We start from the raw sequence: 14,593 nt of genomic DNA, 5'->3' as shown, positions 1-14,593 counted from the left end.
ATTTGAATGGCGTAGGGGACCGCGGCGGACGCGGCGATACGCGACGTACGCAGCGAAAACAACCATGGCAGACTTTGTATTCGCCGCGTACGTCGCGTATCGCCGCCGCGTTCCCCTACGCCATCAGACTATCAAGAAATTATTCGGTCATATAAAAAGAAAAATGTGATGCTGCTTTCGGAAGGCAGAGCCGGGGTCGCTCTGAATGCCAGAACCTGACAAATGTCTTAAATCTCCGATACTCCCCGCCTGGTAAACGACCCATTCGCGCTCATTCGCGTCCATTTGCGCCCATTCGTATTAATAGCTCATTTCATCAAGCTTCACCTTCCCCTTAAATGTCCAGAAAACAAAGCTGGTATAAATAGCAACAAGCGGCGTCCCTATCACCGCGATCGTCAGTAATATTTTCATCGTTTTCGGAGACGAAGCTGCATTATGGATCGTGATACTGTTCGCTGCATTGTTTGTGGCATACAAAAGATTAGGAAATACTTCAATTGCCACAAGTATCAGCAAAGATGCGATCGTGATACAGGAGCTCGCAAAAGCATGACGGTATTTTCCTTTATTCAACAGCCTGGGTATATTCGCAATAGCAAGCATCATGATCAATGGAAAAACAAAGAAAGGCGGATTAGACCTTACGCGGTCGCTCAGATGCGGAACATACAACAATGTATACACGGTAGTGATCACAAAGCTCACCACGAAAAAGACCGTAAACTTCTTCGCCAGTATCGTCAGCTTTGTATATAAGCGATTCTCCGTTTTCATCGCCAGGTAGATCGCTCCATGCATCATAAAAAGCGCGAGTGTTGTAATGGCAACAAGTATGGAAAAAGGATTGAAGAAACTCAGCCAGTTACCGGTAAATTCTTTTTCCGGATTAAGCGGAAGACCCAGCGCAACATTTCCAAGCATCAAACCAAGGGACAGCGCAATGACGATACAGGCAAATGAATACACAAAGTCCCAGGTAAGCCGCCAGATCTTTCCCGGCTCTTTACTTCTGAACTCAATAGCAACCGCCCGCCAGATCAATCCGATCAGGAATATAAAAAAGGGGATATAGAATGCTGAAAAGATAGCAGCATAGGCTACAGGAAAACCTGCGAACAACGCTCCTCCTCCGATCACCAGCCATACTTCATTACCATCCCAGATCGGACCGATCGCATTCAAAGCGATCCTTCTGCTTTGCTCTTTCTTCAGGAACAAATGCAACGCGCCGGCGCCTAAATCAAATCCGTCCAGAATAGCGTATCCAGAAATGACTCCCCCAAAAACAAGGAACCACCAAACATTATAGTCTAACCCTAAAAATGTTTCCATACAAATATTAATATACGTATTGATTAATCATGCTGCAAGATCGGGTTGTCCCGTTTACTCGATTCATCTATATGCTCCGGAGTATTGTAATCCACCGGTCCATGTTTTATTTTCTTATTCAATAAATAGAGAAACAAAACAAACAATGTGGAATAGACCAGCGTGAAGAGTATCAGGGAAAACATCACCTGTTCAGCCTTTACATTCTTGGACAGGCCATCGGATGTTCTGAGCAGACCATATACGATCCATGGCTGACGTCCCATCTCAGCGGTAAACCACCCCACCTGGTTACCAATTTGCGGAAGCAGAACAGCCCACGCGAAAACCAGCATCAGCCATCGCTTATCAAATAGCTTTCCCTTCCACCAAAGCCATGATGCATATACCGTAAGTGCGATCAGCGCCATTCCTATTGCGATCATGATATGATAAAACTGAAACACGGCATTCACCTGGCCAGGCCTGTCTTCCGGTTTAAACGCATTCAATCCTGTAACAGGAGCTTTGAAATCCTGGTGAACAAGGAACGATAATCCACCGGGTATCGCCAACCCTGTTGTTTTCTGTTCTTTCTTATCCACCCACCCAAACAGGTACATACTTGCAGCACCACTGCTATCAAAATGTCCTTCCATGGCCGCCAGCTTTGCAGGCTGATATTTGGCAACACCATCCGCACTGCTGTGCCCAGACAATAACTGGCAAAGAGAGCTTACCAGTGCAATTGATAAGGCGATCTTGAAAGCGGGCTTCGCGATCTCCAGATGTTTCTTCTTCAATATGTAATAAGCATTCACACTAAGCACAAGGAATGAACCCGCCAGAAATGCGCCCAGCCATGTATGCGTAAGGCGGTCAACACTCGAAGGGTTGAACACCATCGCCCAGAAATCAGTGATCTCGGCCCTTGCATTCATGCCATCTCCAACTATATGATAGCCCGTCGGTGTTTGCTGCCAGCTATTTGCTACAACGATCCATACGGCACTGAACATCGATCCAAGAAATACCATCACCGTTGAAAAGAAATGCACCTTCGGTCCCACCCTGTTCCAGCCAAACAAAAGTATCCCCAGAAATCCGCTCTCCAGTGCAAACGCAAATATGCCTTCTGCAGCTAATGCGCTTCCGAAAATATCTCCGACGTACTTTGAATAAACCGCCCAGTTCGTACCAAACTCGAATTCCATAATGATACCCGTTGCCACGCCAATTCCAAAGATCAATGCAAAGATCCTGATCCAGAAACGGGTCATCTTCTCATACACAGGATTACCCGTTCTCAGGTACCTTCCCTCCATGATCACCAACGCAAGCCCTAACCCAATACTCAATGGCGGATAGATGTAATGGAAAGAAATAGTAAAAGCGAATTGGATACGGGACAGAATTTCAACATCCATAACCGTTATTTTTTGACATAAAAAAAGCGAACAAATTGTTCGCCTTTTTTATTATTTGATGATATGATAGAAGTCGTTGCTCATACGTTCCGCAAAGATAAGACGGAAGCAAATAACTGCACAAAAAAATAAGTTTGTTTGTCTTATAAAAATAACCGGGCCGGTTCGAACTGTCAACCAGCGCCGGTTGTATTAAATTTACTCCCTGATAAGTTTGATCTGTTGATACAGTCCATTATTCCGGTAAATAAGTACATAGGCACCGGCCGGAAGATCATCCAGGTTTATACTCATCATGGTATCGGACGTATTTAATTGCTTCACCATTTTGCCATCAAGTGATACCAGCTGGACGATTCCATTTGGTTGAATTCCTTTGACCGTAACAACATGTTTGGCGGGGTTAGGATACACTTGCAACACAGTAGATGCGCTGACCACCAGTTCTCTTACCGGCGAATAGGTGAAACTTCCATCGATATCGACCATTTTCAGGCGATAGTAGTTGGTTCCTGACTGCGGCATTTGATGTACAAACTGATAGCTGAAGACACCAACCGTATTATGGGTTGACAAACGACCGACCTCGCTGAACTGCCGGCCATTCAGGCTATGCTGGATCTCAAAGTGGCTGCTATTCACTTCATCGCTTGTTTTCCATTTCAGCAATGATCTGTCTCCCTGCAGAACAGCTTCAAAAGAGAGCAGTTCAACCGGAAGGGCAACACCGGTTCCACTGGTCACAATAAATGGCGAGAATCCATTATAGCCATTGTGGAAGCGACTGAATCTTCCTGCTGAATCCTGCGATGGAGACCCCATTGCTCCAGGCAACCATGCGTTCGATACATAATGCCCAAGCCGTGATGTCATCGGTGCAAAACCAGGCTGCTCATCGGGTTGATACCAGAATAGTTCCAGCGTTACGTCGCTGCCCCCGGTTACAGCTTCGTTGATCAGCCAGGTGCGGTTCACGTTACCGGTTCTTACGGTATCGCCGGTTGTGCCGTTCAACAAAACAAATGGAACAACGCGCATACTGAAATGATCCGAAGTACCGGTATTGGTCAGCTTCGCAAAGTTGCTGCTGAATTCCGAAGGTCCGACAGGGAATACATTGACCGTATTATTATTTGCAAGGCGTAAGCGGCCCAGTCCGTCAGTGATCACGAAATGTGTGCTGTCAAAATTCACTACCACACCATTCACTTCAAGATCAAAATCTCCCAGGATCAGCTTACCTCCGATCCATTCCGGCAATTCTTCCGTAATGCCTTTCTTCATATCGAGATCGCCATTTACTGTCAGGTTTCGGGTAAGCATCACCACATTGCTGAAGGCAAGCGTGTCGGTATTATTGGTAAGATCATATTCGATCGGCTCACAGTTCACGATGCGGGCAATGATGCTTCCCCTGTTCACGTCTACCTTCATCATTTTACTGATCACGGTATCGCGGCCTTTTCCCAGTGAGAACCGGACACTGTCCATTCCGATCACTCCATTTAACTGATCAAGCACCATAAATCGGACCCAGGCCTTTCCTTCAAGTGAACCATTGTTGATGATGGCATAATGTATCAGCACACTGTCACCTGCCCTGAACCCTGACTCAAAACGGATCGCATTCAGCGGCTTTTTAGCGAGATCAGGGGCGTCACCAACGATAAGTGTGCGCGTTGCTTCATTATTATCTTCCCGTTCCTCGGTCACTGTCTGTGCGGGATCAACGACGATCTTCATCAATTTCACGCCGGGGAAAACGGAGGAGTATGTGGCAGTAGCTGCAACCGTTGTGTCCTGTCCAGGTAATAACGCATTTACATTCACATCATCACCTAACTGAACTTCATCTACCATAAAGCGGAGTACACTTCCCGGAGTTGGTTTAAGCCCAGCATTCCTTACAGTACCGACCAGTGTAACCGACTGACCGGGTTGCGGATTCAGACTGCCCGGTGAAATATACTGTGATAAAACTTCAAGGTCAGGGTTGCTATCGACCACTTTGATATGATAGGTGCCTTCATTGTTTGATTCACTGATCTCACAAACAGCATTTGCTGTATCTGCAATCACCTGCACTACATAATTTCCCGGGTTTGTAAAGGACTGAGTAAATGAGGCAGGAGCGAAGAATGCCTGGCCCGCTTTAAGAAGACCAATACTATCCCTGCCGATCGTTGTCCCGTTATACACAAATTTCAGATCAATACCCGTTACATCCCTTGTGCCGGTGTTCCTGATCAATGGATAGAAAGTTTTCGGGGAGCTTACGCGCACAACGATCGGGTTCGATGCAGACCCAACTTCGCCTGGCAGCATCAGCGGAACGATATCAGCACCAAACAACACAGATGATGCATTATTGTTCTCAGCAGATTCAGTGACCTGTCCGTCAACATCCGCCATAACATTGATCACTACCGGACAATCCTTATCCAGCGTTGTAACGGTATACGCATCGGATGTAACCGGAATCGAATCTCTCTCGCCTACACCCGGCACCACGATCTTACTTCCGACAGGTGTTCCGTTTGCCATGAATATTACCCGGAATGTCCCGGCCTGCGTTCCTGAATTCTTAATATTCGCAGTGAATTTCACCTGGGAGCCGATGCCCGCGTTGGAGATATCCGGTTTGATCACGCCGACAGTAAGATCCGGGCGGGGTATAAAGATCGAAGTAACGAACTGGTTATTGCTTTCGCTTTTTTCAGCAATGGCGGTTTCTTCATCGGTAATGATCTTAATAAAATGCTCTCCGAATGCCAGTGCCGATCCGTCGAAGCCGAAGCTGCGGGAATCCAGTGCGCCAAGAGAAGCAACGATGTCCTCTTTGAGCAATATCCATGATCCGGATCCCGGGATAGAATCGTATACCCGAACGGTATGCTGCCCCGCGTCTTCGCAGGCGATATTCGCATTCCTGTATACGAATGTTCTGAAGCTGGTCTGGCGGAAATCCTGTATCGTCAGATCAGGCAGTTTCGGTTCGGCCATCAATGTAGTGGTTCCCTGACCAGACATCGGGATCATCAACCCTTTATAGAATGCACCAGGGATCTCGTAGAACTCATTATAGATATAGGTCTGTCTTGCTTCGATCACATTCGGACCGCTTGCATTGAGTGTAATGTTTACCGGGAAGGTTTTAACAGCACCCGGACTCGTTGTGCCATCAGCACTGGTGTATGTTTGAATAAGTACACCATTGTGATAGATCTTCACCGTGTCTTTCAGGATCTGATCCCAGTTGCACCAGAAGTTAGCCAGGTTTCTTGGGCGATAAGTAACCACCACGTTTACGCCACCTGTGCTGCCAACCGTTTGCGCACAGGGTTGTGAGCTGAACGCTGAAGTCACATTGATGCCTGGTTGTACCACAGGTACACAGTCATTTGCACCGGGACATGCAACGGCAACATTTCCGGATCGCGGCTGACTGGTAAATGTAAAGTCGGTCACTGTTGCCTGGAAAGAAAGCGTACCACCGCATGCCGGATTATTCAACAGGTAGCTGAACGTACCATCCGCATTCGTCGTTGTTGTATAGATCTGCGACCCTGTATTGATCTTCACTTCCGCACCAGCCACTGGGGTAGGATTTGCTATACCGTAGTAATCAGCCCTGCCGGTTATCACCACCCTCAACGGACATTTCTGCACTGTAGCCGAAAGCCCATTGACATTAATGCCTCCCGGAAGCGTTACCGTTCCTACCACGATCGGCCTGATCGCATAGTTGTTCAGGACATTTGACTCGCTAAGCGTACGCGCACTATCGATCCATACCTTTACCGGATAAAAACCATCCGTTGCAAAGCTTATCGCCTTGGTAATGGTTGTCCTGCTGAATGGAGCAACAACCGGAATAACCGCACTATCGAACAGGATCGTATCCCTGTAAAATTTCACCGGAACATTCGTTGCAGTATACGCAGAGCTGTTAGTGATATTTGCAGACAGAGTGAATACATCGCCGGGCAAAGGATTAGCGGCACTGAACGAAATATCATTTGCAAAGATCTTAAGATCGAGCAGTTGATAGGTGATGACTGGCCCGGCCTTATAGGCGACGTCGACGGTCGTGGCAGCATTGCCCAGATCATCATTTGCGAAGAAGCGGTAGCCAAGCGTGCTGGTATATTGAGCGTGCTCCACTGTATAGGCATACGTAACGCCGGTTATATAATCCGTGTTGTTTCCCTCTTTGCTCATCTGGAACTGCCCTTCATCCAGATCATTGAAGTCGCCATCTCCATTTCTGTCAATTCCAACTTTAGGGAAGCCAGCGCCCGGCGCACGGTTGTTTGCCGACCGGTAAACGATCTTGTATGTATACAATCCGGTTTGGCCCGCTTCAGCGTTCACGCCGCTGACAGAATGATAAGGAGGTGCGGAAGGGAAACGCAGTACAGGAGGAGCGCCGGGAGTATATCCGGTTCCACTCAATGATGCCGTAACGGAATCGAGCCCTGTTGTTGAGGAATTGATCTTCAATTGCGCTGTATAAGAAGCAACAGCCGTTGGCGTAAATGTTACCGGCAATGTGATGCCTGCATTGGACGCAATGCTGGTGCCGGGAGTAAATACCGGTACAAAGGCGGCATCATTGCTTGTAACGGATGAAAGAATGACGGGAACGTTGCCTGTATTCCGGATCGTGAAATTATATACGGAAGATGTACCCGTTGCTACGGCACCATAATCATGTCCTGTGGCAGGATCTATGCTCCAGGATAATGCCTGTGAAATACCGGCTCCGGACAGTAACACCTCAAAGTTTCCTGCAGAAGTTTGGAGGGTCATGGTCTCTTCATATAACTGCGCGGCGGTTGGAGTGAAGATCACGTTGATCGTATCCGACCCGCCCGCAGGGATGGTCACGGTTCCAGCACCATCTGTAGTAAATGGAGAAGCCACCGCGATCCCGGTTATGGTCTGGATAGTATTGCTTTCATTTTTTATTACCAGTTGCTTTACGTTAGCAATATTGACCGGCGTGTTGCTAAACAGTATCGTATCTTCCGATAAGGTGATCAGACTGGTTACAAAAGATGCGTGTTGAGTGATACTCCAGCGTCCCTCCTGGTTGCGCGTCCGGATAAACAAATGATGTGTTCCTGCGGACAAACCAGCCGTATTTACAGCAACCGGAATATTCTGCACGTCCGTACCCGCCGTTAATGCAATAGCAGTTCCATTGCCGGCTCCGGGATCTGTATTGATAAAATATTCTGCGGCGATGACGTTTTGCGCAGCAGGCGGAGCGACGGGATAAGCTACTTCACTGTCTACTATAAATTCTTTTACGCTTACCAGCGACCAGCTGCCTTCATTATTCCGGAGCCGGATATACAGCCGATGGGTGCCTAAGGCCAGCGATGCAGTATTGATCGCAGTCGTTTGACTGGCGATATCCGTACCAGGAGTAATGGCGATCTGTGTACCATTACCAAAACCCGGATCTGTATCAATAAAATATTCTGCGGCAGTAAGGTTCTGCGCAGCCGGGGGAGGCGAAGGATAGTTGAAATCAAAATCAACTACGAAGTCTTTCACGCTTGTTAAGCTCCATGAGCCTTCCGCATTCTTAACGCGTATATACAGGCGATGTACACCTGTTGTCAATGATCCTGTATTTACTGCTACCGGAACGTCAGCCATAGAGACTCCCGGGGCAATTGCAATGGCTGTACCATTCCCGTTTCCGGGATCGGTGTCAATGAAATATTCGGCCGCAATAATGTTCTGTGCGGCCGGAGGAGCTGCATGATAAACAACATCAGCATCGTAAAGAAAATCTTTTACGGATGTAATACTCCATTTACCTTCCGCACTGCGGGTCCGGATATACAAACGATGCAGGCCATTGGCAAGCCCCGATATATTGATAGAAGCCGCAAGGTTATTGATATTAACACCGGGCGTTAAAGGTATTACCGTTGCGTTGCCTGATCCCGGGTCGGAATCAATAAAATATTCCGCAGCCGTGATCTGTAATACCGCAGCAGGTGCTGATGGATACGCCGGGTCCTGCGCCTGCAACACCCCAACGGAACAGGTTAGCAGAAGAAGTATGTATAGATATTTCATCACTGAAGATTTACGCGAATGAATGCGAATGACAAATGCACACAAGTATTCCGGCAGCTATTTACTGCACGGATACCTGCTGCCGCTCAGAAGGCTGAACCTTAGTTATTGTTTCTCGTACTGAATGTCACATTCATTGTGGCGGTACCGGATGGAATTGACGTCGGTACTGTTAGTGTATAGATCGTGGGAATATTCGGGATCCCTGAGAGTTTGTAGGGGTCGGGGCCACCATAAGCACCACAGTTGGGGGATACAACTGAACCAACGGTAAGACCAGCACCGATTGCCGGGGAACCTGCTTTCAGCGCGAGACGTGAATCAAAACTACCGGTTGTTCCGGCTACAAAAACAGCCGTCATATCCTGGCTGACCACATTGTTGGTTGCAGTGCCCGAGAGAGGCTGATTCATCTGGAAGAAATTATTCTTCACCGTTGAATTTGTGAGCACAGACGCACCGTAAGTACCGAAGATATTATTGGCGATGTAAGTGTTCACCAGCACAAAACCATTCCCACCGTTCAGGGCACTATTGTTCCGGAAAATATTGCCCGTACCGGAAAGTCTGTCGAGGGAAATATGTCCATTGTTGTAGAAAATATTATTCTCACAAACAAAATTTGTTATGGTAACGGAAGACGAATTACCAACTGCGTTTCCGTAAAAGAAATTCTTGCGGAACGTGACATTATTAACAGTTCCGGCTTCGAAATGCACATATCCTCCAAAAATGTTTCTTTCAAATACAATATCAGCCGTTGCATTAAGGTATACACCGCCCACTATCGACAAACCGAGGATCTTTGAACCTTCACCGCCTGCGTCGATTCTGAAGAAACCCAGACGCACGTCGGCTGTAGCAACCTGTAAATTTGGGTTTCCCGGGGAAAATGTATTCGAAGGGTCGAGGAAATATCCAGGTCCGATCATCACCAGGCGTTTGGAAACGGAGATCGAGTTGGTCTGGTAGTCTGTCGTGCTTGGTTCAAAATACAATGTATCGCCAGCTACAACACTACTGGAATTGACAGCTTCATGAAAGGTGGTAAAATCAGCGTTGATCCCAATGTTATTGTTGATCCTCCAGATTCTTGCATCAGCAGTTGAAGTGATGAAGACAAGGGCGAGAAGGAAGCTTAGATATTTCATACTGTTTTGGTTTAGGCAATAAAAGTATCTGACAATACAACACTGCCGCATCCCCTGAAAACAGTATATTTAAAAACTATGTTCTATATCTTTTCGTGATATTCTGCTTCTTTTTGTTTCCCGAAAATCTTCTGTAAGAATTATCGATCAACGCTTTGAACGAATAATCCGGCTTAAAATGCGTATGCTTTCCTCCAACTCCTCCGGCGTCGAAGATGCGAAACCAAGTCTAAGCGCGTTTTTATCAAATGCGGAATATTTGAAAGCTTTGCCATCAGAAATGAACAATCCCCGTTCACGTGCCAACAAGGAAAGCCTCTCCAGGTCGATCTTCTTTGCAAACTGCACCCACACAGACATTCCTCCCTCAGGAATGCTAAACTTTACAACGTCACTTAAATGGTCATGGAGGGATTGGCAAAACGCATCGCGTCTCCCGCGATAAACAGCGATCGCTTTTCTAAGATAACGCTGGATCGTACCATCCTTCAACAGGTCGCCCATTGCATTATCAAGGATATGATCTCCCTGTCTGTCGATCAGCATTCGCACCCGCCCGAGATGCTCTATTACATTTTCCGCCGCCACCAGGTATCCCATCCGGAAAGCAGGTGAAAAACTTTTACTGAATGACCCGCAATAGATCACCATTCCGTGATCATCCGTTGCGGCAAGCGGAAGCAGCGGCTTATGCGCATAATGAAAATCAAAATCATAGTCATCTTCCAGGATGACAAATCCGTACTCTTTCGCCAGCGCAAGTAATTTCAACCTTCTGTCGATCTTCAGCGATACGGTGGTTGGATAATGATGATGCGCTGTTACATAAACCAGTCTGACCTTCTTCTTACGGCAGATCTTTTCCAATGCGTCAACGACGATTCCATTTTCATCAACCGGGATCCCGATATGTTTCGCTCCCGCATGAAGGAAGTTCTTTTCCGCACGTCCCCAACCGGGTATACCAGATACAACGATATCCCCCGGATTGATCAATGCACTGCAAACAAGATTCAACCCCATAACGGTACCGTTGACAGACAGGACATTTGCCCCTGTCGTCTTCATTCCTCTTGTTTCATTAAGATACTTTGACAACGCTTCGCGATAGTATAGGGACCCAAACGGAGAACTGTATGCGCCAAACCTTGAGTACAGACTTCCTCTGCTTAACTGTGCGCGGTAACTTCTGTACAATTCTTTCAGTGGAGCAAGCTTTACATCCGGGAAGCCATCGTCCAGGTGAAGCGGGCAATCTACCAGCGTGATCTTTTTATCCAGATAATCTTTTTCCGCTATCGGAAAACCAGCTTTCTTTAATGCAGTTCCAACCGTTGACTTATGCTGCAATTTCAAATTATTCCCGGGAAGATGCGCGGTCACAAATGTCCCTTTTCCTGTAAAGCTCTCCAACCAGCCCTGCATCTGCAACTCCTCATACGCTTTTGAGACAGTCACACGATTCAACTGAAGATAGCCCGCCAGTTCCCGAGTTGGCGGCAGCCGTTGCCCGCTACTTAGACGACCATTTCTGATCAGCACCAGGATATTGTCCGCAAGCTGTAGATAAACAGCACGATCATTGCCGCTACTGCGCTTTAAACCGGACAGGATAAGGGCTAAAATTGGACTACTCATTGTTTAATAATTGGACTACAAAGGTAATCCAATAGTATAATACATTTGAGAATCAAAATTGACAATGCATATACCTCATTCATTCCGCTTTGAAGATCAACAGGAGAAGATCGGGTTTCTAAAGCAGCACAGCTTTGCCAGCATGATCACCAACATCGATGGCATCCCTTCAGCGACACTTCTTCCTTTTGCAATAGATGATACGGGCGGAATATTAACGTTACGGTCTCACTTCAGCGCAGCAAATGAGCAGGCTAAACATATTGAAGAGAGTATTTCGCTGATCATCTTTAACGGACCACATGCATATATTTCTCCGGCTCACTACGACAAACATGAATCTGTTCCCACCTGGAACTATGTTACCGTTCATGCGTTTGGGAAAGCAAAGATCTTACATGATGATGCATCGAAAAAGAATATGCTTGAACAAATGATCTCATCATACGAAAGCAGTTATCAAAAACAATGGAATAGCTTGCCTGCAAAATTTATTACCGGAATGATGAAGGGTATTGTAGCTTTCGAAATAGAAGTGAGCAGGCTTGAAGGGCAGAAAAAGCTGAGTCAGAATAAGACGGCAGAAGAAAGATCCCGGATCATTGCTTCACTCAGCGGAACCGGCCATGCAACGGAACAAGAACTCGCTACATACATGCATAACCTTAAATAAAATCAGACATGGAGATCAATATTCAACCAGTACTGGAAAATGAAAATGCAATCCTTATTCCGTTGAAGGAAGAAGAATTTGAACAACTGTACGCAGTAGCTTCCGACCCTAAAGTATGGGAACAGCACCCGAACAAAGACCGATGGAAAACTGAAGTATTCCGTGTGTTCTTTGACGGAGCGGTCCAAAGCAAGGGTGCATTCAAGATCGTAGATAAGAAAACAGGCCAGGTGGCAGGATCTACGAGGTTCTACGATTATGACGAAGCTGATGACAGCATCCTGATCGGATATACTTTTTATGCCACCGCTTACTGGGGTACCGGCTTTAATCTGTCCGTAAAAAAACTGATGCTGGATTATATCTTCCAGTTTGTTTCTAAAGTCTACTTTCACATAGGTGCGAACAATACCAGATCACAAATTGCCATTGGTCGTGTTGGAGCCAAAAAAGTCGGGGAACAGCAAGTGACCTATTTTGGCGAAGCACCCAAAGAGAACTTTGTGTATAAGATTGATAAGCGTGATTGGATCAGTAAATAATTAATCGCCGTCACTTCGTGGAAGATGAGATCAGTGCAAATTTCTTATTCTTAAGATCCAGATACAATTTCGAATGGAGGAATAGCTTATTTCCCGTCATTCCTCCGATCCCCATCTTCATCATTTGATTTATTTGTGAATCACTCACACCTTCTATATAGGTAGCTTTATTCAAAGGCAGCTTCACCCCGGCAATGGTGATACTGTCGGCGGTCGGGAGACTGACCGCCGTAAGGGTCTTACCCCATGAACTGACCGGGTATCTTGATGCAGCAGCATCCGTTGTTGCCAGTGCGTGGGCTGTCTTTTCATTTGTCAGCAATTCGAAGGCACTGGATCCTGTGTCAAAATACAGAATGGTTTGTTTTCCCTGGATAACGGCGGGCAATAGTACGCTTCGCCTCGTATACAGGAGGTCGCTCAAGTGCCAAACTGTATCATCACCCGGTGTGCAATTGATCAACAATTTTTGCCCGGGGTAGTCGATCACTACCTCGCGGTTATCTATCAGATCGGAGCCGAGAGTGCCAATAATATTAACTGAATTTTTACGCCAGTCAATTTCCCCCTTCATACTTATGGCAGCGATCTCCTGAGCTTTGATCTTTGTCTTACCTGCCGTAAATTCAAATGAATGGATCTTTGAATTCGAATCAAGGGTGGGAACAGCTTTTGGAAAGAGCTTTGCTATGGACGCCAGTTGTTGGGTATACACAAGCGAAGAAGGTGCGCCGAGGTCAAATTGCATGAAGAACTCTTTTGGACAGTTCTTTAGTTTAACCGGTATCAGTATTGCGGCATGGCGATCCCAGGCTCCGTTCAGGCTATCCGCCTTCCACCGGAAAGGAATCGTCTGCAGGTCGCCGGAAAATTCAAGATAGTTCGGCGCGATATTTTGAGCAGTTGCGTTCAGGAAGAAAATAACGGTAGCCAGAGACAAACAAAGCTTTTTGAAAAATAACATCTGCTGATTTTTATGCAGCAAATCTATAGACATCGCCGCTGCCCTGACACGACATTTACCCGACATTTAGGAGACCATTGCTGGTATTCAACGACTTGAAATTGTTTTTTATTCTTACTGCGTTCAAAGAAATGATCACCGCATTTACCAGATACATAATAAAGAACGGCCACAGGTAGCTTACCACAAGATGCCGGTTACCAAACATTTTCACCACGATGAGATTATAGGCCAGGGTCAGGATCAGCGATAAGTGAAAAATAACCACCCAGGAAACCTGTTCCCTTATCAGCTTTCTTGCGAACAGACCAGTCTCCCTGTTCAGAATTGGTTCGCTTTTTAGCACATGCCGTGGTATCAGGAAATGAACATAGGGTATGATCATGTAAGAAAAGCAGGAAAGGTTAAGCATTCTCAGGAAATGCTGATCATCCAATACTGGAGCTGTTTGAGCAAAGTGGGGGACGGGTTCTTCACGCATCAATTGCTCGAATGACTGGTCCAGAGCGGTAGCGATCGCCTTAACGGTAAAATTCCGCGGAACACTGTCGCCGCTTTCAATGCGTTGAATTGTACGGGCAGATACGCCTGCAAGTTCAGCCAGTTCTTCCTGTGTAAGCCCTTTTTCCTGACGCGCCTGAACGATACGTAGATGCAGTTTCATGGTGGAAAATTACGGCAATCGAAGAGGATAATGTGTACCGGTCATAATTCAGCTTTTGTGATCGCAAATTTGTTATCCCGCCGGGCCATGCTGCTGGCAACTAACCTGCGGTGTTTCCACG

9 protein-coding genes are annotated in these 14,593 nt (G+C 46.6%); 2 read left to right on the top strand and 7 right to left on the bottom strand.

Annotated features, from left to right (window positions below):
• Window positions 1–300: 300 nt before the first annotated feature.
• From cydB to LZZ85_RS10210, 5 genes are all read right to left on the bottom strand, one after another.
• The gene (gene cydB / locus LZZ85_RS10230) at window positions 301–1,335 is read right to left on the bottom strand and encodes a cytochrome d ubiquinol oxidase subunit II (protein WP_237871290.1); all 1,035 of its coding nucleotides are present in this window, start codon (window positions 1,333–1,335) and stop codon (window positions 301–303) included.
• Between the two features lie 23 nt (window positions 1,336–1,358).
• Window positions 1,359–2,741 (bottom strand): cytochrome ubiquinol oxidase subunit I, encoded by a 1,383-nt coding sequence (locus LZZ85_RS10225; protein ID WP_237871288.1) that lies wholly within the window; start codon window positions 2,739–2,741, stop codon window positions 1,359–1,361.
• Window positions 2,742–2,939: 198 nt separating this feature from the next.
• Window positions 2,940–8,840 (bottom strand): CARDB domain-containing protein, encoded by a 5,901-nt coding sequence (locus tag LZZ85_RS10220; RefSeq protein WP_237871286.1) that lies wholly within the window; start codon window positions 8,838–8,840, stop codon window positions 2,940–2,942.
• Window positions 8,841–8,941: 101 nt separating this feature from the next.
• Window positions 8,942–9,991 (bottom strand): right-handed parallel beta-helix repeat-containing protein, encoded by a 1,050-nt coding sequence (locus LZZ85_RS10215; RefSeq protein WP_237871284.1) that lies wholly within the window; start codon window positions 9,989–9,991, stop codon window positions 8,942–8,944.
• Window positions 9,992–10,138: 147 nt separating this feature from the next.
• Complete coding sequence (locus tag LZZ85_RS10210; RefSeq protein ID WP_237871282.1) at window positions 10,139–11,629, bottom strand: aminotransferase-like domain-containing protein; 1,491 nt, start codon at window positions 11,627–11,629, stop codon at window positions 10,139–10,141.
• 64 nt (window positions 11,630–11,693) lie between these two features.
• Between LZZ85_RS10210 and LZZ85_RS10205 the strand changes: the two genes are divergently transcribed.
• Both LZZ85_RS10205 and LZZ85_RS10200 read left to right on the top strand, forming a co-directional pair.
• The gene (locus tag LZZ85_RS10205; protein WP_237871280.1) at window positions 11,694–12,302 is read left to right on the top strand and encodes an FMN-binding negative transcriptional regulator; all 609 of its coding nucleotides are present in this window, start codon (window positions 11,694–11,696) and stop codon (window positions 12,300–12,302) included.
• Window positions 12,303–12,310: 8 nt separating this feature from the next.
• Complete coding sequence (locus tag LZZ85_RS10200; protein WP_237871278.1) at window positions 12,311–12,844, top strand: GNAT family N-acetyltransferase; 534 nt, start codon at window positions 12,311–12,313, stop codon at window positions 12,842–12,844.
• Between the two features lie 10 nt (window positions 12,845–12,854).
• Here LZZ85_RS10200 and LZZ85_RS10195 read toward each other — a convergent pair whose 3' ends face one another.
• On the bottom strand, window positions 12,855–13,808 hold the full coding sequence (locus LZZ85_RS10195; protein WP_237871277.1) for a hypothetical protein: 954 nt from the start codon (window positions 13,806–13,808) through the stop codon (window positions 12,855–12,857).
• 55 nt (window positions 13,809–13,863) lie between these two features.
• Window positions 13,864–14,472, bottom strand: coding sequence for a helix-turn-helix domain-containing protein (locus LZZ85_RS10190; protein WP_237871275.1), 609 nt, complete (start codon window positions 14,470–14,472; stop codon window positions 13,864–13,866).
• Window positions 14,473–14,593 lie beyond the last annotated feature (121 nt).

This window comes from Terrimonas ginsenosidimutans, from assembly GCF_022012415.1.
In the GTDB taxonomy this organism is placed as follows: domain Bacteria; phylum Bacteroidota; class Bacteroidia; order Chitinophagales; family Chitinophagaceae; genus Terrimonas_A; species Terrimonas_A ginsenosidimutans.
This window is presented reverse-complemented; position numbering and strand designations above follow the sequence as displayed.